Source organism: Saccharothrix sp. NBAS 001, from assembly GCF_056640475.1.
The window spans coordinates 4,986,082-5,007,605 of sequence record NZ_CM153251.1 but is presented as its reverse complement, the minus strand read 5'-3'; the positions used below and the strand labels follow the sequence as shown (position 1 = coordinate 5,007,605).

General features: G+C 73.6%; 26 protein-coding genes, 1 pseudogene and 1 riboswitch. Of the genes and pseudogenes, 11 read left to right on the top strand and 16 right to left on the bottom strand.

From position 1 onward, the window contains the following. Positions 1 to 11: 11 nt before the first annotated feature. Positions 12 to 311 (bottom strand): annotated as a pseudogene (locus tag AC0HI0_RS20655) (IS110 family transposase); the annotation flags it as partial. Positions 312 to 466: 155 nt separating this feature from the next. Here AC0HI0_RS20655 and AC0HI0_RS20650 point away from each other — a divergent pair. Continuing rightward, the gene (locus AC0HI0_RS20650) at positions 467 to 1,531 is read left to right on the top strand and encodes a VanZ family protein (RefSeq protein WP_480934013.1); all 1,065 of its coding nucleotides are present in this window, start codon (positions 467 to 469) and stop codon (positions 1,529 to 1,531) included. A 30-nt stretch (positions 1,532 to 1,561) separates the two neighbouring features. On the opposite strand, the gene AC0HI0_RS20645 is transcribed toward AC0HI0_RS20650, so the two are convergent. Genes AC0HI0_RS20645 through AC0HI0_RS20635 form a run of 3 tightly spaced genes read right to left on the bottom strand, consistent with a single transcriptional unit; the run spans position 1,562 to position 4,203 of the window. Further along, positions 1,562 to 2,383, bottom strand: coding sequence for an intradiol ring-cleavage dioxygenase (locus AC0HI0_RS20645; RefSeq protein WP_480934012.1), 822 nt, complete (start codon positions 2,381 to 2,383; stop codon positions 1,562 to 1,564). A 45-nt stretch (positions 2,384 to 2,428) separates the two neighbouring features. Further along, on the bottom strand, positions 2,429 to 3,604 hold the full coding sequence (locus AC0HI0_RS20640) for an FAD-dependent oxidoreductase (protein ID WP_480934011.1): 1,176 nt from the start codon (positions 3,602 to 3,604) through the stop codon (positions 2,429 to 2,431). Further along, positions 3,601 to 4,203 carry a PadR family transcriptional regulator gene (locus tag AC0HI0_RS20635; RefSeq protein ID WP_480934010.1) on the bottom strand — a complete coding sequence of 201 codons (603 nt, stop codon included), beginning with the start codon at positions 4,201 to 4,203 and terminating at the stop codon, positions 3,601 to 3,603. The genes AC0HI0_RS20640 and AC0HI0_RS20635 overlap by 4 nt, the downstream gene beginning before the upstream one ends. Before the next feature lie 248 nt (positions 4,204 to 4,451). On the opposite strand from AC0HI0_RS20635, the gene AC0HI0_RS20630 reads away from it, so the two are divergent. After that, positions 4,452 to 4,874, top strand: a complete 423-nt coding sequence (locus AC0HI0_RS20630; RefSeq protein ID WP_480934009.1) for a bifunctional DNA primase/polymerase — start codon at positions 4,452 to 4,454, stop codon at positions 4,872 to 4,874. An 81-nt stretch (positions 4,875 to 4,955) separates the two neighbouring features. Further along, entirely contained in the window at positions 4,956 to 5,306 is a 351-nt protein-coding gene (locus AC0HI0_RS20625) for a tetratricopeptide repeat protein (protein WP_480934008.1), read from the top strand. Here the strand turns inward: AC0HI0_RS20625 and AC0HI0_RS20620 are convergent. Further along, complete coding sequence (locus tag AC0HI0_RS20620) at positions 5,282 to 5,899, bottom strand: DUF4386 domain-containing protein (RefSeq protein WP_480934007.1); 618 nt, start codon at positions 5,897 to 5,899, stop codon at positions 5,282 to 5,284. The two genes, AC0HI0_RS20625 and AC0HI0_RS20620, sit on opposite strands and share 25 nt — an antisense overlap. Positions 5,900 to 5,976: 77 nt before the next feature. Here AC0HI0_RS20620 and AC0HI0_RS20615 point away from each other — a divergent pair, with 77 nt between their 5' ends. Beyond that, positions 5,977 to 6,642, top strand: coding sequence for a TetR/AcrR family transcriptional regulator (locus AC0HI0_RS20615; protein ID WP_480934006.1), 666 nt, complete (start codon positions 5,977 to 5,979; stop codon positions 6,640 to 6,642). Between the two features lie 6 nt (positions 6,643 to 6,648). Here the strand turns inward: AC0HI0_RS20615 and AC0HI0_RS20610 are convergent, their stop codons facing one another. Beyond that, on the bottom strand, positions 6,649 to 7,536 hold the full coding sequence (locus AC0HI0_RS20610) for a hypothetical protein (RefSeq protein ID WP_480934005.1): 888 nt from the start codon (positions 7,534 to 7,536) through the stop codon (positions 6,649 to 6,651). Then, positions 7,533 to 7,940, bottom strand: a complete 408-nt coding sequence (locus AC0HI0_RS20605; protein WP_480934004.1) for a hypothetical protein — start codon at positions 7,938 to 7,940, stop codon at positions 7,533 to 7,535. Before AC0HI0_RS20605 ends, AC0HI0_RS20610 begins: the two co-directional genes overlap by 4 nt. A 266-nt stretch (positions 7,941 to 8,206) precedes the next feature. Here AC0HI0_RS20605 and AC0HI0_RS20600 point away from each other — a divergent pair, with 266 nt between their 5' ends. After that, a complete protein-coding gene (locus AC0HI0_RS20600; protein WP_480934003.1) occupies positions 8,207 to 9,355 on the top strand; it encodes a serine hydrolase domain-containing protein in 1,149 nt (382 codons plus the stop codon). Between the two features lie 129 nt (positions 9,356 to 9,484). Here AC0HI0_RS20600 and AC0HI0_RS20595 read toward each other — a convergent pair whose 3' ends face one another. Beyond that, entirely contained in the window at positions 9,485 to 10,240 is a 756-nt protein-coding gene (locus AC0HI0_RS20595; RefSeq protein WP_480934002.1) for a S1 family peptidase, read from the bottom strand. A 241-nt stretch (positions 10,241 to 10,481) separates the two neighbouring features. On the opposite strand from AC0HI0_RS20595, the gene AC0HI0_RS20590 reads away from it, so the two are divergent. Beyond that, positions 10,482 to 11,417, top strand: a complete 936-nt coding sequence (locus AC0HI0_RS20590) for a hypothetical protein (protein ID WP_480934001.1) — start codon at positions 10,482 to 10,484, stop codon at positions 11,415 to 11,417. A gap of 118 nt (positions 11,418 to 11,535) precedes the next feature. Here AC0HI0_RS20590 and AC0HI0_RS20585 read toward each other — a convergent pair whose 3' ends face one another. Further along, a complete protein-coding gene (locus AC0HI0_RS20585) occupies positions 11,536 to 12,195 on the bottom strand; it encodes an extensin family protein (RefSeq protein ID WP_480934000.1) in 660 nt (219 codons plus the stop codon). Between the two features lie 12 nt (positions 12,196 to 12,207). Then, positions 12,208 to 13,026 (bottom strand): hypothetical protein, encoded by an 819-nt coding sequence (locus tag AC0HI0_RS20580; protein WP_480933999.1) that lies wholly within the window; start codon positions 13,024 to 13,026, stop codon positions 12,208 to 12,210. 126 nt (positions 13,027 to 13,152) lie between these two features. Continuing rightward, positions 13,153 to 13,239: riboswitch (ZMP/ZTP riboswitch) on the top strand. A gap of 16 nt (positions 13,240 to 13,255) precedes the next feature. Between AC0HI0_RS20580 and glyA the strand changes: the two genes are divergently transcribed. After that, a complete protein-coding gene (gene glyA, locus AC0HI0_RS20575; protein ID WP_480933998.1) occupies positions 13,256 to 14,512 on the top strand; it encodes a serine hydroxymethyltransferase in 1,257 nt (418 codons plus the stop codon). Here the strand turns inward: glyA and AC0HI0_RS20570 are convergent. From AC0HI0_RS20570 to AC0HI0_RS20555, 4 genes are read right to left on the bottom strand one after another with little or no spacing between them, the layout of a single operon-like run. Further along, complete coding sequence (locus AC0HI0_RS20570) at positions 14,488 to 14,808, bottom strand: hypothetical protein (protein ID WP_480933997.1); 321 nt, start codon at positions 14,806 to 14,808, stop codon at positions 14,488 to 14,490. The two genes, glyA and AC0HI0_RS20570, sit on opposite strands and share 25 nt — an antisense overlap. Next, entirely contained in the window at positions 14,778 to 15,314 is a 537-nt protein-coding gene (locus AC0HI0_RS20565; protein WP_480933996.1) for a Clp protease N-terminal domain-containing protein, read from the bottom strand. The genes AC0HI0_RS20570 and AC0HI0_RS20565 overlap by 31 nt, the downstream gene beginning before the upstream one ends. 43 nt (positions 15,315 to 15,357) lie before the next feature. After that, positions 15,358 to 16,284, bottom strand: coding sequence for a prolyl aminopeptidase (gene pip, locus AC0HI0_RS20560; protein WP_480933995.1), 927 nt, complete (start codon positions 16,282 to 16,284; stop codon positions 15,358 to 15,360). 32 nt (positions 16,285 to 16,316) lie between these two features. Then, positions 16,317 to 16,925, bottom strand: coding sequence for an NADPH-dependent F420 reductase (locus AC0HI0_RS20555; RefSeq protein ID WP_480933994.1), 609 nt, complete (start codon positions 16,923 to 16,925; stop codon positions 16,317 to 16,319). A 143-nt stretch (positions 16,926 to 17,068) separates the two neighbouring features. Between AC0HI0_RS20555 and AC0HI0_RS20550 the strand changes: the two genes are divergently transcribed. After that, positions 17,069 to 17,338, top strand: coding sequence for a winged helix-turn-helix transcriptional regulator (locus tag AC0HI0_RS20550; RefSeq protein WP_480934345.1), 270 nt, complete (start codon positions 17,069 to 17,071; stop codon positions 17,336 to 17,338). 7 nt (positions 17,339 to 17,345) lie between these two features. Here the strand turns inward: AC0HI0_RS20550 and AC0HI0_RS20545 are convergent, their stop codons facing one another. Next, entirely contained in the window at positions 17,346 to 18,041 is a 696-nt protein-coding gene (locus AC0HI0_RS20545) for an SDR family NAD(P)-dependent oxidoreductase (RefSeq protein ID WP_480933993.1), read from the bottom strand. A gap of 77 nt (positions 18,042 to 18,118) precedes the next feature. Between AC0HI0_RS20545 and AC0HI0_RS20540 the strand changes: the two genes are divergently transcribed. Together AC0HI0_RS20540 and AC0HI0_RS20535 are read left to right on the top strand one after the other, a co-directional pair. Beyond that, positions 18,119 to 18,715: a TetR/AcrR family transcriptional regulator gene (locus AC0HI0_RS20540; RefSeq protein ID WP_480933992.1), complete on the top strand. Its 597-nt coding sequence runs from the start codon at positions 18,119 to 18,121 to the stop codon at positions 18,713 to 18,715. 117 nt (positions 18,716 to 18,832) lie between these two features. Then, complete coding sequence (locus tag AC0HI0_RS20535; RefSeq protein ID WP_480933991.1) at positions 18,833 to 20,215, top strand: carotenoid oxygenase family protein; 1,383 nt, start codon at positions 18,833 to 18,835, stop codon at positions 20,213 to 20,215. 20 nt (positions 20,216 to 20,235) lie between these two features. Here the strand turns inward: AC0HI0_RS20535 and AC0HI0_RS20530 are convergent, their stop codons facing one another. Next, positions 20,236 to 20,511, bottom strand: coding sequence for an early set domain-containing protein (locus AC0HI0_RS20530; RefSeq protein ID WP_480933990.1), 276 nt, complete (start codon positions 20,509 to 20,511; stop codon positions 20,236 to 20,238). Positions 20,512 to 20,631: 120 nt separating this feature from the next. On the opposite strand from AC0HI0_RS20530, the gene AC0HI0_RS20525 reads away from it, so the two are divergent. Continuing rightward, positions 20,632 to 21,522, top strand: coding sequence for an ankyrin repeat domain-containing protein (locus tag AC0HI0_RS20525; protein ID WP_480933989.1), 891 nt, complete (start codon positions 20,632 to 20,634; stop codon positions 21,520 to 21,522). The last annotated feature ends 2 nt before the right edge of the window (positions 21,523 to 21,524 follow it).

The following is a 21,524-nucleotide window of genomic DNA, read 5'->3' as shown; positions in this document are numbered from 1 at the left end:
ATGGGGTTCGCGAGGGCTGCGAGGAACGCGCGTTCGAGTCGGCGGCTGAGGTTGCGGGGCGCGTGCGCGGCGGCGATCGCGGTCGACTCGCGGCGTCCGGCAGTTCGGATTCCGGTCGGTTCGCCGGACTGCATCTCCGGCACCGCCAAGTCGTCGGGGAAGCCGACCAGGACGTCCAGTTCGGCGTGGGTGTCGTCGCCGGTGTCGACGGCGCGCAGCGTGTGCGGCAGGGCGTCGGTCTTGGCGTTGCCCGGATGGAGGTCGGCGGCGCGTCGTGCGGTCGTCGCCCGCCGGCGTCCGAGTCCGGGGAGGCGGCGAAACCGCGTCCCTGTCGGCGTTCCGACGATGTCGCCGGCCCGGTGGCACGCTCACGGATCATGCGGTCGACCGGCGCGGGAAGTCGTACCGGACCCGGCGGGCACCGCTCCACGGGCAAGCGCCGCGAACGAGGTAGCGGAGGCCGCCCGTGTCGGTGCGGATGACCGAGTCGATCGTGGCGCTGATCCTGTTCGCGCTGGTGGTGCCGCTGGCGGTGCTGCCCTGGGTGCACCGCCAGTACCGGCGGTTCGGCCGGCTGCGCGGCTGGTCGGCGTTAGTCGCGGCGGCCGGGGTGCTCTACGGCTGCGGCCTGGTCGCGTTCACGCTGTTCCCGCTGCCGGTGGTGACACCGGACTTCTGCGCGGGTCGCCGGTTCTCCGACTCGTGGCAGTTGCAGCCGTTCGCGTCGCTGGACGACATCCTGCGGGACGGCAGCCCGGCCCTGTGGCAGGTGCTGCTGAACGTGCTGCTGTTCATGCCGCTGGGGTTCCTGCTGCGCTACCGGTTCGGGCGCGGGTTCGTCACCTCGGTGGCGCTGGGCGTCCTGGTGTCGGCGTCGGTCGAATTCGTCCAGGGCTCCGCCGTGCTGGGCCTCTACCCGTGCCCGTACCGCCTGGCCGACGTCGACGACGTGCTGACCAACACCACCGGCACCGCCGTCGGCTGGCTCGTGGCGATCCCGCTCGCGCGCCTCCTGCCGCCCGCGAACGCCGAGCACGACCCGGACCTCGCGCCACCCGGCCTGCCCCGGCGCGGCCTGGCGTTCGCGGGCGACCTGCTGGTCTTCGAGCTGACCCAGTTCGCGATCCTGGTGGTCATGGCGCTGGCCGGGGAGAGCACCCGCAACCTCGCCGAATCGCCGCGCTTCACCACGTTCCTGTCGGCGGCCACGCTGACCTTCTACACGCTCGTGGTGCCGCTGCTGCGCGCCGACCGCGCCACCCCGGGCCAGGTGGTGTTCCACCTCGCGCTGCAACGCGTGCACGGCGGCCCGGCCCCGTGGTACGCGGTGGTGGTCCGGTTCGCGGTCTGGTGGGTGCCGGTCCTGGTGCTCAGCTTCGCCTGGGTCCTGCTCCTGGCGGCGGTGCTGGCCCTCGCCACCTGGCTCCGCCGCGACCGCCGCAGCCTGCTGGGCCTGCTCTCGCACACCCGCACCACGACCAGGGCCGCGCTCGTCGCCGCACCACGACGCACGACCGGCCGGCCACCGTGACCGCCGACTCCGGTCGGCGGGCGAGGGCGGCTACACCGGGACGTCCAGGGTCGCGGTGTAGCCGCCGGTCACGTCGCCGGTCACGGTGGCCAGCTGTTCGTCGTGGCCGTCGCTGAACACGTTGTCGGTCTCCAGCGACGTCTGCGCCAGGTTCCGGACGCTCTGCACGTACCCCGCCGTGCCGTACACGGCCTTGCAGACGTCCGCCGGCAGCGCGAGCTGCGTGGTGGTGATCTTGGTGCCCGCCTTCGTCGCCTCGGCGAGGCTCGGGTACACCTCGAAGTGGACGTGCGGCCACCGCCCCGAGTACGCGGCCGGGAAGATGCTGGTGAACGTCACCACCCCGGTCGCGTCGGCTTCCTGCACGCCGCGCAGGTAGTTCTCGCCGGTGACGCCCGGCGAGTACATCGAGTACTTCCCGTCGATGTCGCAGTGCCACAGGTACACCGCCGCGCCCGCGTAAGGCGCGCAAGCCGATGCCGTGTTCTGCACGGTCAACGTGATGGTCAACGGCACGCCTTCGGCCGTGCGCGACCCGGTGCCGAAGCTGGTGCGGATGTCGCTGCGCACGATCCCGCTCTGCGTCAGCACGTTCGGCCCGTTGGACCCGTCGCCGGGGTACGGCCCGCCGGTCTCCTCGGGGATCGCGTTCCGGCACTGCGCCGCGCCGGAGGTCGCGGGACTCTCCGAAGTGGACGTTGCCGGCGAGGACGTTCCCGGGGACGACGCCGTGGTGGACGGACCGCACGCGGCCAGGGACGCGAGACCCGCGCCACCCAGCAGGGTGAGCGCCCGCCGCCGGTTGAGCGTGGCGAGGTCGAAGGCGAGTCCGCGGTCGTGGATGGCTGTCATGGTTTCCACCCTGACCGGGTTTCCTGTGCCCGGCCTGTGCGGTCGCTATGCGTGGACCAGCGGTGCGTCCCAGTCGATCCGGTGCTCGAACTGCCACGTGAAGCGTTCGGGCTTGGCGAACTTCATGGCCACCGGCATCAGCAGGTCGCGCACCACCCGGGCCACCGGTCCCGCCGCCTTGTCCTGGTTGGTGCGGGCCGCCATGGCGATGATCCGCTCGACCCGGTCCCGCCGCAGCCCCTCGTAGGCCGCGAACGCCTCCCGGTACGGCAGGTCGCGCAGGCACCGGGCCAGTTCCACGCCGCTCTCGGCGGCCAGGGACGCACCCTGCCCGGAACTGGGGGAGGTGGCGTGCGCGGCGTCACCGACCAGCACCATCCGGCCCCGGCTCCACGTCGGCACCGACGGGATGTCCTCCAGCGGCCCGGTGACCAGCAGGTCCTCCGGCGGGGTCTGCCCGATCATGGCCATCGCCGGGACCCGGTCGTCCGCGAACGCCTCGCGCAGCACGCGCAGCCACTGCGCGGCGTCGGTGGCGCGGGCCTGCGCGGCGGTGAGCGGGGTGCGGTTGGGCAGGTTCGCGAACCAGCCGCCGGAGCCGTCGGGCAGCACCTGGTAGCCGAAGAACGCGCGCTTGCCGAACGCCAGGTACATCCTGCCGTCGGTGGACGGCAGGCCGGTGCGGGCGACGTCCGCGCCGAACCCGAGCAGCCCCACGTACCGGGGTGCCGGCGCGGCCGGGTCGATCAGCCCGCGCACCACCGACCGGATGCCGTCCGCGCCGACCAGGACGTCGCCGTGCGCGGTGGTGCCGTCGGCGAACCGGGCCACCACGCCGTCCGGCGACTCCTCCGCGCCGACCAGTTCGCGGCCGTGCTCGGTCGGCACGCCGCGCCGGTCGGCTTCCTCGCGCAGCACCCGGTACAGCCGGTCGCGCCGCACCAGCAGCTGGGGCGGGTTGCTGCCGAACGCGCCGAGCACCTTGCCGTTCCAGCTCTGCATGGCCATCGACGTGATGGGCTCGCCGATGGCGCGCACCGCGTCGGCCAGGCCGAGCACGGACAGCGCGTCGAGCCCGTTGGGCGCGATGCTCAGCGCCCCGCCCACGCCCTCGGCGGTGCGGCCGTACGCCTCGTGGACGGTCGCGTCGATGCCCGCCTGCCGCAGCGCCATCGCGGTCACCGGGCCCGCTATGCCCCCGCCGATCACCAGAACCTTCATGACGTCCCCTCCGCTTGGTTGTGGAATTCGGCCCACATCGGGGCCCACCCGGTGTCCGGGTGCTCGATCCGGGCGATGAAGCCCTCGACGAACGCCGCCTCGGCGTCCAGCAGGGCCAGCCGGTACTCCTCTTCGACCAGGAACAGCGGGTGCACGTCGGTGCCGTCGACCAGCGCCCGGATCTCGGCGCGCTGCTCGGCCAGCCGGGTCAGCCGGTCGGTGAGCAGCCCGACGACCTCGTCCGGCGGCAGCGCGGCGATCAGCGACAGCGCGGCGACGAAGTGCGGGTACTCGTGCCGGGGCTCGACCACCAGCTCGCGCATCCAGTCGCGCAGCTCGGTCCGGCCGGCCGGGGTGAGCGCGTAGACGGTGCGCTCGGGCCGCTGGCCGTCGCGGGAGGTCTCGTGCTCGGCGATGAACCCGGCTTTGGCGAGCTGCCCGACCACCATGTAGAGCGACCCGTGGGTGAACTTGATGCTGCGCGCGTCCCCGTGCTCGCGCAGCATCCGGCTCAGCTCGTAGGGGTGCGCGGGCCGTGCGGCCAGGTAGCTCAGCACGGCCAGGCCCAGCAGGTTGCCGACCTTGCGCTTGCCCGACATGCGTCCTCCTGTAGTCAGGACTGACTATCCACTTCTAACTAGTCAGTGTCAACTATTTGCCGGGCGGGTGGTCCGGCCCGGCGGGGTGCGGTGATCCCGACCCCGGCACGAATATCCCGAAGCCCGTGCCGCCCCGTTCGGGCACCCCCGGCGTGAGCTGGGCCGATCCGCCGGTTCCCGGGAGGGGCGAACCGATCGCGACGGCCCCTCGAACCCCCGGTGTGGAGCCACTGGGGAGGTGCGCGGCCGTGAAGCACGCGGATCAACTGCACGCGACCGTGGAACGTCTGGCGATCGGCCTCGGCTGGCCGCTCGTGCTCGCCGAGGGGAACGTCTACGTGCCCACCGGTCGCGGGATCGTCGGCCTGGTGGTGCCGGAGCGGTTCGGCGGCCGGGTGGACGCGGAGTTCCACCGCCGGGGCATCGTCGCGGCGACCGTGGCGCTGCCGGACGGGGCGTGGGCGTTCCTGGTGGAGGCCCCGGACGTCCGGGAGCCGGTGCCGGACGGGGTGCTGGTGGTCGACGGCCCGCGCCACCTGCCCGTGCCGCCCAGCGTGGTCGGCGACGGTCCGGTGCGGTGGGTGCGCGAGCCGAGGACGGACGTCCGGGCGCTGCCGCCGTTCCGGGTGGCGCTCACCGTGGTCCGCCGGCTCTCGGCGCTTCGGGCCTGACCACCGCGTGCCCCGGGCCCGGCCGCCCGCTGCCGGGCGGTCCGCGAGCGCGTGGCGGGGCCGCCGTGCTTTGCCGGGGCCATGTGGGAGCAGCGGATCACCGAGGCGTGGGAGCGGCTGGACGAACTGTCCGAAGAGGACTTACGGGCGGCGCTGGACCTCGGGCTGCCGGGGGAGCGCCGGCGGCGCGCGGTGATCCAGACGGCCAGTTCGCTGCGCAACCTCGGGCAGCCGGAGATCGCGGTCGAACTGCCGGCCGCCGAGCAGGACGCCGGCTCCGACCACCTGGACGGCGCGGTGCGCGCGTTCCCGGCGCCGGCCGACGTGGGCCGGGAGCGGGAGGCGGTCTCGGTGGCGCTGGAGGCGTTGGCCCCGCACCTGCCGCGCTACCGGCGCTCGCTGGGCGACTACGCGCGGGCCCTGCTGGGCTGAGCGCGGACCAGCAGGTCCACCGCCAGCCAGAGCAACCACCCGCTCCACAGCACGTACCCGGCGAAGTTGACCGTCCCGAGCCCGGCGACGCCGGCCAGGACGCCCGCCGCGGACACCAGGGCCAGGGTCGCCGACCACCGGCCCGGCTTCAGCGCGCGCACCACCAGGACCGTCCACAAGGCGGTCAGCAGGTAGCCGCCGGTTTCGCCGATCCCGTTGCCCAGCACCGCGTTGAGCACCTCGAACCGCCGTACGTCGGCTGGCGCGTCGGGGGACAGGCCGGGCACCAGCAACGGCCAGCGCAGCAGCCCCACCACCTGGACGACGGCCGCCGCGACGCCCACCGCGCGGGCGGCGGGCGCGCCGCCGGCGAGTCTCGACGTCAGCACGGCGACCGGTGCCAGCAGCGCCGCGCCGAGCGCGAGCAGGGCGAACTCCCAGGCGATCGCGGGGTCGGCGTGGAAGCGCCGCAGCGCGTCGGCGCTGTCGTGGGTCAGCACGGCGGGGTAGTCGAACGACGTGCCGAGCAGCACGAACGCCAGGTTGGCCGCGACGACGGCGGCGATCAGCACGAGGGCGGTGGGGACGCGCATGTCCGGACTCCTTGTCTCTGTACGGTGTGCAGAGTCTGGACGGTGTACAGTGATCGTGTCAACCACCGGGAGGGCGGATGGGCAAGCCGGGACCGAAGCGGACGCTGTCCGAGGACGCGATCGCGGCCGCGGCGCTGGAACTGCTGGACGAGCGCGGCGCGGACGCGGTGTCCGTGCGCAGCATCGCCGGCCGGCTCGGCATCGCGCCCAACGCCGTGTACACGTACTTCCCGGACAAGGCCGCGGTGCTGCGCGCCGTCGTGGACCGGATCATCGGCGAGCAGAGCCTGGCCGTGCTCGCCGACGACCGGCCGTGGCGGCTGCGGATCCGCGAGGTCGCCCTGCAACTGCGGGCGAACCTGCTGCGCCACCCCGGCGCGGCCGGGCTCCTGCTGGGCGCGCCGATGGACGGCCCGCGCGCCCAGGAGTTCGGCGAACGCCTGCTCGACGTGCTCGCCGAGGCGGGTCTGCCGCCCGAGGACGCCGCGCGCGCCTCGTACGCGCTGATCGTCTACATCCTGGGCGCGATCGCCCTGGAGGCCGCCGAGGTCGACCCGACCCGGCCGGCCCCGCCCGAGGCCGACCGGGTCGCCGCCCGCCGCGCGGCCTTCGCCGCCGTGCCCGCCGAGGCGTACCCGCGCACGGCGGCGGTCGGCCACGTCATGGCCGGTTACGTGTCGACCGACCAGTTCGTCTGGGGGCTGGACCGGCTCGTGGCGGGCCTCGCCGACCGGCCCGGCTGACCCGGCTCAGCGCGGGGAACCCCACAGCACGGTCACCTCCGGTTCGCCCCCGCCGGGCGGCGGAGCGGTCCGGCGCCCGGTCGCCGGGTGCCGTTCGCGGACCACGTCGACGCCCTTCGTGCCCCGGTCCACCACGACCACGACGTGCGCGCCCGGCGGCACCCGACGCCACGCCCCCTCCTGGCCGGCCGGGATCCGCGCGCGGTCGAGGCACCTGGCGTCGGCGAACAGCGCCACCAGGTCCGCGGCCGCGCCGACCCTCGGCGCGGCCCGGCACCGCTCCTGGTGGCCGCCCCGCGCGTAGCCCGCCAACTCCGCGAGGTCCGCCTCGCCGTAGCCGATCGGCCAGATCGAGATCCGCTCCTCCCGCGCCCGCGCCAGCGCGCGGCCGGTGTCCACCCGGTAGTCCGCGCCCGCCAACAGGAAGATCACCTTCGGCCCGTCGCGGTCGCGGTGGAACAGGTCGACCGCGCGGTCCAGCCCGTCGGCGGCGGATTCGTAGTCGACCACCTTCGGCACGCTGTCGTACGCCCGTTCCAGCCTGGTGAGCAGCCGGACGCCGGCGAGCTGCTCGCGCACCACGTCGCGCGGCACCCGGGCCGACACGTCCACCAGCACGGCGACCTGCGCGGGCGGCAGCCCGGCGGGCGCGCCCAGCCGGAGCGCGGGGGACTGGTTCATGCCGATGGTGACGGCCGCCGCCAGCGCGAAGGCCGCGCACCGCCGCCGCACCGAGCCGTCGGGGGCGACCGCCGCGGCGGTGCGCCTGACCTGACCGGCCAGGGCGGCCAGGTAGCGGCCCGGGAAGCCGCTACCGGCCGGCGACCGGCGAGGTGGGTGGGAATCGGTCAACGCGGCCCAGTAGCGGGCCGCGAAGGTGGGGCGAGTGGTCACCGGATCGCCCCCGGATCGTCGAGCGGCGCGCGGACCGGGGTCCGCGCGCCGCTGTCGGTGGCAGGGTCGGCGTGCTGCTCGATCGCCTGCCGCGCGGCCTGGAACGCCGCGAGTTGTTGGAGGACGGCCGGCGCGGAGGCGCCGACCGCGATCGCGGCGGCGACGCCGGCGAGCTGGTCGTGGAAGACCGCTCCCGCCACGCCGCCGAGGAAGAGCCTGGTGATCCCCGCCGCCAACCTGGCGGGCAGGTCCACGAACTTCGCGAAGGAGGGCGGTTTCGCCCTGCTCCGGGACCGCTTCTGCCGACGAGCTTCCTGCCACGCCTCGACCTGCGCGAACACCGTGATGGCCTCGACCAGGGCCCCGCCTGCCGCACCCAACGTGATAGCGGTCAGCAAATCCATCCGATTCCCAGCCCCCGTTCACCGGAGTCGACCCGCTCAACCGGAAAGTCCCCGCCGGCCTCCGCTGAATACGTGAAGCAAGGGGTTTCATCCGTTCGGGTCGCAATCTTCCGATGGGGAAGGCGCAATAGTGCGGCAAAAAAGAACTCGCGTCCGGCCCGCCGATCGTTTCGGCGGACCCGCCGGCTTCGGTCCGGGGCGGGTCCGGGGTGCCGGACCCCGATACCCTGCCCGGGGCGTCCCGACCGGCCGTGGAGAGGCAGCGCGTGAAGCGGTGGCAGAAGGTCCTGGTCGCGCTCGCGGCGGTGCTCGCCCTGCTGGTCGGCGCGGCGTTCACCACCACGGCGGTGCTGGGCGTGCGCGATCCCTGGACGTCGCTGCGGATCCTGGCCGCCGAGCCGTCGGAGCAGTACGAGCACTTCGACACGCGCGAGATCCCCGCGTCGGCCGACCCCGTGGCGTGGCCGGCGGACCTCAGGCCGCTGCCCGACTCGGTCGCCGGGCACTCCGTGCCGGACCTGCTGGAATCGACCCGCGCCAACGCGTTCCTGGTGGTGCGCAACGGCACCCTGGTCCACGAGTGGTACCGCGAGGGGCACGACGCGGGCACGCCCGTGGCGTCGTTCTCGATCGCCAAGTCGTTGGTGAGCCTGCTCGTCGGGCAGAGCATCGCGGCCGGGAAGCTGCGCGAGTCCGACCTGCTGGTGGACCGGGTCCCGCAACTGCGCGGCGGCGGCGGCGACTACGACAAGATCACCGTGCGGGACCTGCTCGACATGACCTCCGGCGTCGACCTGCCCGAGGTCTTCGACAAGACCCGGCCGTTCACCGGCACCGCCGGCATGTACCTGACGACGGACCTGCGCCGGTTCGCGCTCGACCACCGGGGTGTCGCCTCGCCGCCGGGGGCGAAGGCCGATTACCGCAGCCTCAACAGCGAGTTGCTCGGCCAGGTCGTCGCCGAGGTCGAGGGCGTGCCGCCCGCCCGGCTGCTCGCCGAGCGGATCTGGGGCCCGATCGGCGCGGAGCGGCCCGCGACCTGGGCGCTGGACCACGACGGCGGGCGCGAGCACGCGTACTGCTGCGTCAACGGTTCGCCGCGCGACTTCGCCAAGATCGGGCAGTTGATGCTCAACGACGGCATGGCGCGCGGCAAACCCGTCGTGCCGTCCCAGTGGGTGCTGCGGGTGCGCACCCCGGCACCGTCCGAACTGCGGGGGTGGGGGTATTCCGCCCAGTGGTGGCACCCCAAGGGCGGCAACGGCCGGGAGTTGCTCGCCGTGGGCATCCACGGCCAGTTCATCTACGTGGACCCGGCGTCCCGCACGGTCGTGGTGAAGTTCGGGGACAACCCGCAACAGGACGTCTTCCAGGAGACCGCGACGTTGGCCGTCATGCGCGGACTGGCCCGGTGAACGAACCGCGGACGCGACCGGTCCTCACGCACCTCGACTGTCCACTTCGGACATACCGAGGCGTGCGAGGACCGGTCGAAGCCGTGCCGTGGGGTGGACGGCGTCACCCCACGACCCGGCGGACCACTGTCAGACCCCGGAGATCTTCCGGATCCAGCTGCGCCCCGCGCTCACCGACGCGTAGTCGGTGACGCTGGAGCGGTCGCTGGTGGAGGCGACGCCGACCTGGATGCCCTTGTCGAGCATCGGGCCGCCGGAGTCGCCGCCCGCGACCGCGCCGTTCGGGGTGCGGGCCTGGATCGACGGGCCGCCCAGGTAGTCCTGGGAGTTGACGCTGGAGATCTTCACGTCGGCCTTCTTCAGCACCGGGGACTGGTTCTGGCCCTCGTTGTCCTTGGTGGTCGAACCCCAGCCGTAGACGGTGGCGGCGTCGCCGACCTTGGCATCGGAGGCGCTGCCGGACAGCTTGGCGAACGTGCTGCCGCCGTCGGCGGAGAGCTTGAGCAGGGCGAGGTCCCCGCCGTTGTACAGGTAGGTCGCCGACGCCTTGACGTGCGTGCCGCCGTTGGACTTGTTCGACCCGACGTAGAGGTCGATGTCGGTGATCTGCCGGTTGTTGCCGTCGAACAGGCAGTGCCTGGCGGTCAGCACCCAGCGCGGGGCGATCAGGGTGCTGGTGCAGAAGTAGGTGGAGTTGCCGGAGTGGCCGTTGTACCGGGTGATGTAGCCCGGGTTCTGGGCCGTGCTGCCGCCGATGATGGCCGGCTCCGACGGGGCGGTCGGCGGCGCGGCGGCGGCGGTGCCGGTGCCGAGCGTGCTCAACGCGGCGGTGGCGGCGGCCAGCAGGACGGCCGCGCGGACGAGCCGCCCATGAGACTGACGCATGGGATCTCCTTACGATGACCCGCAAGGGGTGCAGGGATGCAGGGGTCCGGATCGGTGACCCGGTGGTACCGGACGAACGTAGGTCGGCGAACCGGGCGGCGAACCCCGCTGGAAGTAGCACCGCCTTCAACTGGACACGACCCGCCCAAAGCAGGGTTGTGGCAAGAAGATTCAGCCTGGTAGCACGGGAGACTCGCGGAGAGCGGCAACCCGGCCGCTCCCGGTGGACGAACGAGGCCCGATGACGATCCTCAACCGGCCCTGGCCGGGCGCGCGGGAACGGTTGGCGCGGGCGCTGGCCGACGGACCGTTCCACCAGGCGCTGTCCTTGGCGATCGACCGCAGCGGCCTGAGCCTGGCCCGGGTGAAGCACCGGCTCGACGGCGCGGGCGTACCGGTCAGCGTCACGACGTTGAGCAACTGGCGGTGCGGCCGGACGGTGCCCACGCGCGGTGGCTCACGCCGGGCCGTCGAGGTCCTGGAGGCGGTGCTCGGCCTGCCGACCGGGTCGCTGACCACGCTGCTCGACCACGCGGAACCCCACGCCGCCCTCCTGCCGCGCCGCGTCCTGGGCGGAGAACGGTTGTGGGGCAACCGGAGCGAGGCGCTGCCGCTGCTCGCCAGCCTCTCCGGCAACCAGGAACTCCCGCTGGTCATCCTCGACCTGTCCGAGTCGGTGGAGGTCGACGCCGACCGGTTGCAGCGCCGCCACCGCGTCCGCGAGGTGGTGCGCGCCACCACCGACGGCGCGCGGCGGAAGGTGGTCCCCACGCGTGGTCGCCCGGGGCGGGCACCTCGGCTCGTCGCGACGCGGTACTGCGTCGCGGGACGCGTCGAAACGTTGCCCGAACAGGGTTTCACGGTCATGGAACTCGCCCTCGCCCGCCCGCTGGCCCGAGGCGAGACGGCGATCGTGGAGTACGAGTACGACTACACCGACGACCAGCCGGACACCACGATCAACCGCCTGGTCCGGTACCCGCTGCGCACGCACCTGCTGGAGATCCGGTTCGCGCCCGACGCCCAGCCGGCGTCCTGCCGCTCCTACAACCGGACCTCGCTGACCGCGCCGGAGCGCGACGTGAGCCCCCTGTTCTTCGCGCCGGACATCCCGGCCCACGTCTTCTCCACCGACGTGCCGCCCGGCATCCGCAGCGTCGACTGGCAGTGGTCGTGAGCGGTCGGCTCGACGTGGGCGGCGTGCGCGCTTCTCCGCTGCCGCAACGTGTTCGAAGATCGCCGGGTCCCCGCTGTCGGGCGACGGCGGTCGCGTCGCCCGACAGCGGGGACAGCGGCTAGAAAGCCTGGTTCGCGAACCCCTTGCGCGCCGCGGCGGAGAGGAACGACTGCCACGCCGCGGTGCTGGTGTGCGGGTCCCCGGTGACGCCGAGACGGGATTTGGCCGTGGTGAAGGCGTTCTGCGTGTTCGTGCCCCAGATGCCGTCCACGACGAGGCCGGAGCCGAGGAAGTCGTTGCACAGCGACTGCGTGAACTTCGTGTCCGCCTCGGAACTCTTCAGGCAGAGCACCGGGAGCCCGCCGAAGTCCGAGTGGATGTGGTCGGCGTGGTCGGCGTTGTACCAGCCGTCCAGCACGTACCGGAACCTCCTGCGGCACACCGCGTCCACCGCCAGGTAGCGCCGCCGCGTCGCCTGGGTGCCCGACGCGTGGTCGTGGTCCAGCGGCGAGGACACGGTGCCGCCCGACCAGCGGACGTGGTCGAGGTCCATCGCGGTGCCCTCGCCGTGCTGGCCGGGCTTGTTCACGTAGAAACCCGCCGACACCAGGTAGCTGATGGACCCGTACGCCGACGACAGGGACCGCAGGTCGCGGATCCACAGCACCAGGCTGTCGTAGAACGCCTGGGTCGCCTGCCAGTCGCGGGGCGTGGTGTCGCCGCGCGAGGAACGCCAGTAGTAGACCGGGGTACCGTCGATCTTGCCGAAGGTGATCATCGTCGCTCCGGGTCAGCTCGTGGTCAGGAGGCGTCCGGCGGACAGCCAGGCGAACCGGCCCGAGGCCGCGCCGAGGGCCTTCGCGTCGGCGGGCACGTCCGCCGGCCCGGCGGCCCCGCCGAGCACACCGGTCAGCGGGGCGGAACCGGCGATCTCGTTGCCGTGCCAACGGGTCGCGCGCGCGTCGGAGATCAGGCCGCGCACCGCGACGCCCGGCAGGCCCGGCAGCTCCGCCCACGTCACGCCGTCGCGCGAGGCGTGCAGGCGGGTGCCGGCCGTGCCGACCGCCGCGCACACCCAGCCGTCGGGGCCGGCGGCCAGCGCCGAGGCGAGCAGGCCGTCGGTGAGTTCCAGGCCGCGCACCGGGACCGTGGTCCAGCCGGCGGCGGTGCGCCGGGCGGCGACGCGGACCAGCGAGGCGCGTTCGCGGCGCAGCACCGAGCCCAGCGCGAGCGACCCGGCGACGGCGGTGAACTCCGCGCGGGTGCCGTGCAGGCGGCGGACTTCGCGCCAGGCCACGCCGTCCGGCGAGGCCCACAGCGCGGCCACCGGGTCGCCCGCGAGGGAACCGGCCGCGATCAGGCCGGTGCCGTCGTCGGCGAGGTCGACGACGGTCGCGTTCTCCAGACCGGTGGTGATCCGCACCGAGCCGGTCTCGTCGGCGAGCGCCCAGCGGCCGTCCGGCCGCGCCAGGGTGACCGCGGTGCCGGCGGCGGTGGCCGCGCCGACGGTCTTGTCGAGTCGAGGTGCGGCCTGTGCGGTGGCCGTGGTCGCCGCTGCGGCGGTGGCCGCCAGAGCGGTGCCGAGGACGAAGGTTCGACGGTCGAGCACCTCAGCTCCTTTCGAGGCAGGGGAAACGGCTGACGTGATGCCCTAGGGGTTGGTGCTTTTCCCACGCAGTATCGGAGGTGGGCACCGGGCCCGGCAACACCCCGTCTCGAATCGCCGGGTTAGAGTGGGGTCGTTCGCGACTGGCGTGACGAGGGTGGGAACGACCACCGGGGAGCGACGAGCCGGCTTGCACCGCGCGCCTGGGTGCCACGGCGCCCTGGAGGCTGTCGTGCACCAACCCGCGCTGCCGTCGTTGACCGCCGCAGACCCCGAGATCGCCCGCCTGGTCGAAGGCGAGGCCCGCCGCCAGTTCGAGAAGATCCGGCTCATCGCTTCGGAGAACTACGTGTCCCGGGCCGTGCTGGAGGCCACCGGCACGGTGCTGACCAACAAGTACTCCGAGGGCTACCCCGGCCGCCGGTACTACGAGGGCCAGCAGTTGGTCGACCCGGTCGAGGCGCTGGCCGTCGACCGCGCCAAGAGCCTGTTCGGCGCGGAGCACGCCAACGTGCAGCCCTACTCCGGCTCGCCCGCGAACCTGGCCGTGTACCTGGCTTTCCTGAACCCCGGCGACACCGTGATGGGCATGGCGCTGCCCATGGGCGGGCACCTGACGCACGGCTGGAACGTGTCCGCGACCGGCAAGTGGTTCCGCAGCGCGCAGTACGGCGTGCGCAAGGAGACCGGCCGCGTCGACCTGGACGAGGTCCGCGAGATCGCGCTGCGCGAACGCCCGAAGGTGATCTTCTGCGGTGGCACGGCGATCCCGCGCACCATCGACTTCCCGGCGTTCGCGGCCATCGCCGCCGAGGTCGACGCCGTGCTGGTGGCCGACATCGCGCACATCGCCGGCCTGATCGCGGGCGGCGCGCACCCGTCGCCGGTCGGTCACGCGCAGGTGATCACCACCACCACGCACAAGACGTTGCGCGGCCCGCGCGGCGCGATGATCCTCTCCGACGCCGCGCACGCGAAGGCCGTGGACAAGGCGGTGTTCCCGGGGTTGCAGGGCGGCCCGCACAACCACACCACGGCGGCCATCGCGGTGGCGCTGGGGGAGGCGTCCGCGCCGGGGTTCCGCACCTACGCGCACAACGTCGTGGCCAACGCCCAGGCGCTGGCGGCGGCGCTCGCGCAGCGCGGCTTCGACCTGGTCTCCGGCGGCACCGACAACCACCTGGTGCTGCTCGACCTGACCGGCAAGGCGATCGGCGGCAAGCCGGCCGCCAAGGCGCTGGACCGGGCGGGCATCGAGGCGAACTACAACACCGTGCCCTACGACCCGCGCAAGCCGTTCGACCCGTCCGGCATCCGCCTGGGCACCGCCGCGATCACCACCCGCGGCCTGGGCCCCGACCAGATGCCGCAGCTCGCGGCGTGGATCGAGGCGGCCGTCGCGGCGGCGGGCGACGACGTGGTGCTGGACCGGATCGCGGCCGAGGTGGCCGAGCTGATGGCCGGCTACCCGATGCCGGGCTGGGCGTAGGCGCGGTCGGGCGGCCCCGTCCGACGGCGGCCGCCCGGTGGCGATCCGGGGTCAGCGGAGGCGTTCGGCCAGGGCGGTGACGTCCTGGCGGAACGTGCCGTGGTGGACCTCCGCCGCCGGCCCGTCCACCAGCGCGGCCAGGCCCCCGGCAGCACGGCGGGCATCCGGGCACCGTCCGCCGGCACCGGCACGATCCGGATGCCCCACGCCACGGCGGCCTCCAACTCCTGCGACACCGGCCAGTACGGCGCCCACTGCGGGCTGATCACGACCACGACGGTGTCGCTGCCCTCCACCGCCTCCTCCTCGTCCAGCACCACGTGGTCGCCGCCCGGCGCGTGGTGCAGCCAGTCCGCGCGGGCAGTTCGTACCCCGACATCACGGCCGGCAGCCGCTCGCGCGCGTCGTCCAGCGACACCGCCGACCGGACCAGCACCTCGGCCGCCACCCCTTCGGCCTCGCCCAGCACGCCCAGCAGCAGGTGCTCGGTGGAGATCCGCCCGTGCCCCAAGGCGGTCGCCTGCCGCACGGCCTGGGCCATCGCCCGTTTCGCGCGCGGCGTGAACGGCGACCGGCCGTGCGGCCGCGCTCGGCCCCGGCCGACGATCTCGACCACGTGCCGCACGCAGTCCTGCGGCGAGAGGCCCAGTGACATCAGCACCCGGGCGGCGCTGTCGGAGCGCTCCAGCAGCAGCCCGATCAGCAGGTGCTCGGTGCCGATGTAGCCGTGGTGCAGGAGTTCGGCCTCCTTCTTGGCCGGCACGGTGACGTACTGCGCGCGCTCGGTGAACTTCTCGAACATCGCCCAACCCCCTCGCCGGTCCGGGGCCAGGGGGTCTGCCGCGTCACCGGAACCGGTCCGTGGCGGCGACCCTGGCTTCGGACATGCTCGCACTGCCACCGTGCGCGGTGTCCCGGACGAGCACCAACTCCGCGTCCGGCCACGCCCTGGTGAGCAGCCACGGCGTCCCGATGAGGTTGCCGAGGTCCAGCTCGCCCTGCACGATCACGCCCGGGATCCCGGCCAGGCGGTCGCCGTTGTCGTACACGTGGTCGTCGGGCAGGAACGACCCGTGCGACCAGTAGTGCGTGACGAGCCGGGCGAACGCCAGCCGGAACCGCGGCGGGTCGAAGCGCGAGTTGTCCGGCGACAGCGGGACCAGGGCGTCCTCCCAGGCGCACCAGGCGTCCGCCGCCGCCTGGTGCACCGCCGGGTCGGGGTCGGTCAGCCGTTCCAGGTACGCGGCGGTCAGGCTGCCGCGGGGGTCGCCGACCGCCGCGCGGAACCGGGCGTGCGCCTCGGGGAACATCGGTCCCAGCCCGCGCACCAGCAGATCGGTCTCGGCCCACTGCCCGGTGGCCACGCCGGCGTGCACCATCGCCGACACCCGCTCGGGGTGCCGCACCGCGTACACCAGGCCCAGCACCGAACCCCAGGACGCGGCGAACACCAGCCACCGGTCGATGCCGAGCGTGGTTCGCAGCAGCTCCAGGTCGGCGACCAGGTGGTCGGTGGTGTTCGCGGACAGGTCCACGACCGGCGCGCCCGCGTGCGGCGTGCTGCGCCCGCACCCGCGCTGGTCGAACAGCACGATCCGGTAGGCCGCCGGGTCGAAGTACCGGCGCTGGGCGGGGGTGCAGCCCGAGCCGGGGCCGCCGTGCAGCACGACGGCCGGTGCGCCGTCCGGGTTCCCGCAGACCTCCCAGTACACCTGGTGCCCGTCGCCGACGTCGAGCAGCCCGTGGTCGTACGGCTCGATCTCCGGGTACATCCCCGTCCCCTCCGCCAGATGTGACAGTGCTGTCAGATTAGTGCCTCCGGCAAGGTCGGGAACATCGCCCGCACGTCCTGCCCGCCGGACTTCCACACCCCGATCACGAACGCGGCGGTGGCCTCCAGCACCGCCGCCCGCGCGAGCCCGCCGCCGTCCACCGGCACGCACCCCGCGTCCCGCACCAGTTCGCGCACCGCCGCCAGCGCGCGCGGCGAATCACCGCACACCGGCACGCCCAGCGGCCGGCCCCCGTAGACCGGCGCCGGCTCGTGCCACGCCGAGACGGGGGACAGGTTGAACGCCTTGACCACGTGCCCGCCCGACGACGCCGCCAGCCGGGCCGCCTGCGCCGGTTCGTCCAGCAGGAACCCCGGCGCGATCGAGTTCGTGCAGTCGACCACGACCTTGCCGGTGGCGTCGCCGAGCACGTCGGCGGCCACCGCCGCCGGCACCGCGACCAGCAGCACGTCGCCGAACGCCACCGCCTCGGCGACCGTGCCCGACCGGGCCCCGATGCGCTCCGCGAGCGCGGCGGCCTTCGCCGGCTCCCGCCCGCCCACGAACACCTCGTGCCGGCCCGCCCACTTGCCGCCCAGGGCCTCGGCCATCCCGCCGGTGCCCAACACGCCGATCCGCATCCCGTTCTCCTCCTCGGTCGCGGCATATCCCGGACGGTTCAGACGCTATGGACAGCGGTGGGCACCGAACGGTGTCCACGTGAGGGGGATGCGACGTGACCAGGTTTCTCGCCGACTGCCAGGCCCGGCTGGCGTTCGACCTGATGGCGAACACCTGGAACCCGGTCGTGGTGTGGGCGTTGCGCGACGGCCCGCGCCGCCCCGCCGACCTGCGCCGGACCATCGGCGGCATCCGGCCCAAGGTGCTCACCGAGACGGTGCGCCGGCTGGAGCGTCGGGGCCTGGTGGAGCGCCGCGCGCGGCCGGGCCGGGTCGAGTACGCGCTGACCGCGCTGGGGGAGTCGATGCTCGGCCCGATCGACGCGATGGGCCGCTGGGCGCTCACGCACGGCGAGCGCGTCCCGGTCGAGTAGGCGCCGGCTACCAGGGGACGGTCTCGCCGAAGCGGTCGAGGAACCGCAGACCGGGCGTGCCGGCCTGGGACTCCAGCACGTCGACCACGGCGGGGACGGACTCCTCGGCGATCAGCGGCGCGTCCGGTCCGCCGAGCCGGGTCTTGTTGTGGCCGGGGTCGATGAGCAGCTTGGTGCGGCCGTCGTCGGCGTACCGGGTGGCGTAGCTGCGCATGAGTTGGTTGAGCGCGGCCTTGCTGGCCTTGTACAGCTCGTAGCCGCCCTCCGTGTTCAGCGAGATGCTGCCCTGCTCGGAGGACATCACCGCGACGGTCCCGCCGGGCGCGACGAGTTCGCGCAGGGCTTCCAGGACGCGCAGCGGGCTCAGCGCGTTGGTGATCATCACCTCGGTGAACACCCCGGTCGCGACCTCGCCGATCGGGTGGTCGCCCCGGTCGATCGCGGCGTTGACGAACAGCAGGTCGAGCCGCCGGCCCGCCAGGCGTCCGCGCAGCGCGGCCAGTTCGCCGGGGCTGGTCATCTCCAGCGATTCGACCTCCAGCCGCCCGTTCGAGGCGTCGGCCGCGGTCCGCAGGGCACCGCCGTCGCCGCGGGTGGTGGCGACGACCCGCCAGTCCCGGCGGACGAGTTCGCCCGCCAGGACGAGGCCCAGGCCCCGGGAGGCTCCGACGACGAGGGCGTGGCGGTCGGACGTGGTGGTCACGGTGTGGCTCCTTTGTCTAGACGCGACGTTGCGTCTAGACAGTAACACCCCTGCGTGCGACCGGTATCGTGTCGCCCATGCCCGCCGCGAGCCCCCAGTTCCCCAGGACCCGCTCCGGCAACCGGCGCGACGAGACCGCGCGCCTGGCCGTGCTGCACGCGGCCGACGACCTGCTGGTCGAACACGGCTTCGGCGCGCTCACCGTCGAGGCGATCGCGCGGCGCGCGGGCGTGGCCAAGCAGACGATCTACCGCTGGTGGCCCTCGAAGGTCGAGATCCTGCTGGACACGCTCATCGCGGACGGCGAGAAGCACCTGCCGGTGCCGGAGGGGTCCTCGGTGGAGGACCTGCGCGGCTACTTCCGGGGCTTCGCGCGGTTCCTCGCCGTCGACCCGGCGGGCAAGGTCCTGCTCGCGCTGCTCGCCCAGGCCCAGCACGACCCGGCCGCCGCCGGGAACCTCCGCGAGCGCTACCTCGCCCCGCGCCGCGAGCGGGAACGCGCCCTGCTCGCACGGGCCGCCGACGCGGGCGTGATCTCTCCCGGGCTCGACCTCGACGCGACCGTCGACGCCCTGGTCGGCCCGATCGTCTACCGCGCCCTGACCGGTGCGGACGTCCCCGAGGTGCTCGTGGACGCCCTCTTCGACGACCTGCTGCGACCCCGGTCCGGCTGAGTCCCGGGCACCCCGCCCCGCACGATCGGCGCCCGCCTGCCCGGCCGGGTGGGCGGCTGCTTGACGACCGTTCGATAACGGTGTTTCATAACGTCGTTATCGAAAGGTGGGGTGGTCATGCGCGCAGGGTTCACGAGTCTGGACCGCGAAGTGGTCGCGGAGCTGTCGGTGCGGGGCGAGCTGCCGTCGTGGCTGTCCGGCACGCTGGTTCGCAACGGCCCGGCCAAGTTCGAGAGCGGCGACCGGTCGTTCCGGCACTGGTTCGACGGCCAGGCGATGCTGCACCGGTTCGCGTTCGCGGGCGGCCGGGTCGCCTACCGCAACCGGTTCCTGGAGACGCCGAGCCTGAAGTCCGTGCGGGACAACGGGAAGATCGCATTCGGCGAATTCGCCACCGACCCGTGCCGGTCGATCTTCGCCCGGCTGTTCGCGCGGTCCGAGGTCAACGCGAACGCCAACGTCAACGTGCTGCTCGGCGACGGCCGCGACCTGGCGCTCACCGAGACCCCCATCGCCGTCCGGTTCGACCCGGAAACCCTGGCCACGGTGGGCCTGTCCGACCTGGACGACACCATCAAGGGCCAGGTCACCACCGCGCACCCGCACGTCGCGCCGCGCACCGGAGACCTGGTCAACTACGTGCTCAAGTTCGGCCGCCGCAGCCTCTACCAGGTCTACCGGCAGCGCGGCGCGACCCGGGAGCTGCTCGCCGCCGTGCCCACCGACCGGCCCGGCTACCTGCACAGCTTCGCGGTCACCGAGCGGCACGTGGTGCTGGTGGTCTTCCCGCTGGTGGTCAACCCGCTGTCGTTCCTGTTGCGCGGCAAGCCGTTCATCGAGAACTACCGGTGGCGGCCCGAACTCGGCACCCGGTTCGTGGTGCTCTCCCAGGAGGACGGCTCGGTGGTCGCGGACGGCCGCACCGACGCGTTCTTCGCCTTCCACCACATCAACGCCTTCGACCAGGACGGCCGCGTCGTCGTGGACATCTGCTCCTACGCCGACTCGTCGGTGGTCGACGCGCTCTACCTCGACCGGGTGCGCGGCGAGGTGGAGCTGCCGCTGGCGTTCCCGACCCGGTACACCGTCGACCTCGCCGACGGGGCCGTGCGCACCCGGCGGCTCGTGGACGAAGCGCTGGAACTGCCCCGGATCTCCTACCGGCCGCACAACGGGCGCGACTACCAATACGCGTACGGGGTCGGCGCGCACGGCGGCGGCCGGGGCGACTTCCTCAACCAGCTGGTGAAGGTCGACGTCCGGGCCGGCCGGGCGCGGACCTGGCACGAGCCCGGCCGCTACCCCGGCGAGCCGGTGTTCGTGGCCGCGCCGGACGCGCGCGACGAGGACGACGGCGTGGTGCTGTCCGTCGTGCTGGACGCCGCCGCGAACCGGTCGTGCCTGCTGGTGCTGGACGCGTCGACGTTCACCGAACTGGCGCGGGCCGAGGTGCCGCACGTGATCCCGTTCGGCTTCCACGGGCAGTTCGCCGCGCGGTAGGGGCGGTGGGCGCGCGGTGGTCAGCCGTCGATGGTGATGGCGCTGTCGCCGCCCACGCGCTGGGCGTCGGTCTCGTCGAACCAGTGGCCGCCGGCGGCCAGGTAGCGGAAGCGGTGGGTGCCGGGCGGGAGGATCACCGTGACGGTGCGGGTGCCGTCCCGGCGGGGGAGCAGCTCGTGCACGCCCGGCGTCCAGTCGTTGAACGAGCCGACCACGCTGACCGGGCCGGGGCCGTCCAGCGGCAGCGAGAACGTCACCCGGCGCTTCGGGCCGAACAGGCGGGTGCAGCGGAGCATCGGTCTCCCTCGCGAGTCGAGCCTTCCGCCTCCGCAGCCTAGCGCCGCGCGGGGGCGGGGGTGTTCGAAGTGGACGGTCGCGCGTCCGGGTGACGTAGAGTTGGCCGCGGGAGGTGCGCCGTGTCGTTCCTGACGGCGGTGGAGAGCGGCGACCTGGCGGAAGTCCGCAGGTTGCTGGCGGCGGGGGCCGAGCCGGACGAGGACGCGTTCTACCACGCGTGCGAACAGGGCGACCCGGAGTTCCTCGACGCGCTGTACCGGCCGGGCTTCGAGCGCGCGGTCAACCACAAGCTCGACTTCGAGGACGTCACCGGCCTGAGGTGGTTCCTGGACCGCGGCGTCGACGTCGACGCGCACCACTGCCTGCACCACGCCGTCGGGCGCGGACGGGGCCTGCGGGTGCTGACCGCGCTGCTGGACGCGGGAGCCGACGTGAACCGCCCGTGGGACCGGTGGGACGTCGGCCGCCGGCCGTTGGCGCTGGCCGCGAGGTGCGGCCACCTGGCGGCCTACGAGCTGCTGGCGCAACGGGGCGCGGTCGCCGAGCTGGACGCCGTGGACGAGGCGGTCCTGGCCGTGGCCCGCGGCGAGTCGACCACCCTGCCCCGCGCCGCGGCACCGGTCCTGGGCACGCCGGAGGGCGACGACTACGGGTGGATCCTCGGTCAGTTCGCCGCGCTCGGGCGGGTGGAGGTGGTGGAAGCGTTGCTGGACGGCGGAATGCCCGTGGACACCCGGGGTTGGAGCAACTTCACCCCGCTGGACCAGGCGGCGATGAACGGCCGCCTGGACGTCGTCCGCCTGCTCGTGTCCCGCGCGGCGGACCTGTCCGACCACGCCTTCGACGAATCCGGTCCGACCCCGCTGGACTGCGCGATCTGGGGCGCGACCGCGAACCGCACCGACGACGGCGACTACCCGGGCACGGTGTCGTTCCTCCTCGCCGCCGACGCACCCACCCGGCACACCGCGCCGACGGGCGACCCGCAGATCGACGCGCTCCTGCCGTGACC

What these genes read in the sequence shown, in the direction of transcription:
- AC0HI0_RS20565 (WP_480933996.1), bottom strand. Translation starts at nt 15,314, where the DNA reads ATGTTCGAGAAGTTCACCGAGCGCGCGCAGTACGTCACCGTGCCGGCC.
- AC0HI0_RS20640 (WP_480934011.1), bottom strand. Translation starts at nt 3,604, where the DNA reads ATGAAGGTTCTGGTGATCGGCGGGGGCATAGCGGGCCCGGTGACCGCG.
- AC0HI0_RS20535 (WP_480933991.1), top strand. Translation starts at nt 18,833, where the DNA reads ATGCGCGCAGGGTTCACGAGTCTGGACCGCGAAGTGGTCGCGGAGCTG.
- AC0HI0_RS20540 (WP_480933992.1), top strand. Translation starts at nt 18,119, where the DNA reads ATGCCCGCCGCGAGCCCCCAGTTCCCCAGGACCCGCTCCGGCAACCGG.
- AC0HI0_RS20590 (WP_480934001.1), top strand. Translation starts at nt 10,482, where the DNA reads ATGACGATCCTCAACCGGCCCTGGCCGGGCGCGCGGGAACGGTTGGCG.
- AC0HI0_RS20620 (WP_480934007.1), bottom strand. Translation starts at nt 5,899, where the DNA reads ATGCGCGTCCCCACCGCCCTCGTGCTGATCGCCGCCGTCGTCGCGGCC.
- AC0HI0_RS20605 (WP_480934004.1), bottom strand. Translation starts at nt 7,940, where the DNA reads ATGGATTTGCTGACCGCTATCACGTTGGGTGCGGCAGGCGGGGCCCTG.
- AC0HI0_RS20530 (WP_480933990.1), bottom strand. Translation starts at nt 20,511, where the DNA reads ATGCTCCGCTGCACCCGCCTGTTCGGCCCGAAGCGCCGGGTGACGTTC.
- AC0HI0_RS20550 (WP_480934345.1), top strand. Translation starts at nt 17,069, where the DNA reads ATGGCGAACACCTGGAACCCGGTCGTGGTGTGGGCGTTGCGCGACGGC.
- AC0HI0_RS20555 (WP_480933994.1), bottom strand. Translation starts at nt 16,925, where the DNA reads ATGCGGATCGGCGTGTTGGGCACCGGCGGGATGGCCGAGGCCCTGGGC.
- AC0HI0_RS20645 (WP_480934012.1), bottom strand. Translation starts at nt 2,383, where the DNA reads ATGACAGCCATCCACGACCGCGGACTCGCCTTCGACCTCGCCACGCTC.
- AC0HI0_RS20625 (WP_480934008.1), top strand. Translation starts at nt 4,956, where the DNA reads ATGTGGGAGCAGCGGATCACCGAGGCGTGGGAGCGGCTGGACGAACTG.
- AC0HI0_RS20595 (WP_480934002.1), bottom strand. Translation starts at nt 10,240, where the DNA reads ATGCGTCAGTCTCATGGGCGGCTCGTCCGCGCGGCCGTCCTGCTGGCC.
- AC0HI0_RS20585 (WP_480934000.1), bottom strand. Translation starts at nt 12,195, where the DNA reads ATGATCACCTTCGGCAAGATCGACGGTACCCCGGTCTACTACTGGCGT.
- AC0HI0_RS20635 (WP_480934010.1), bottom strand. Translation starts at nt 4,203, where the DNA reads ATGTCGGGCAAGCGCAAGGTCGGCAACCTGCTGGGCCTGGCCGTGCTG.
- pip (WP_480933995.1), bottom strand. Translation starts at nt 16,284, where the DNA reads ATGTACCCGGAGATCGAGCCGTACGACCACGGGCTGCTCGACGTCGGC.
- AC0HI0_RS20615 (WP_480934006.1), top strand. Translation starts at nt 5,977, where the DNA reads ATGGGCAAGCCGGGACCGAAGCGGACGCTGTCCGAGGACGCGATCGCG.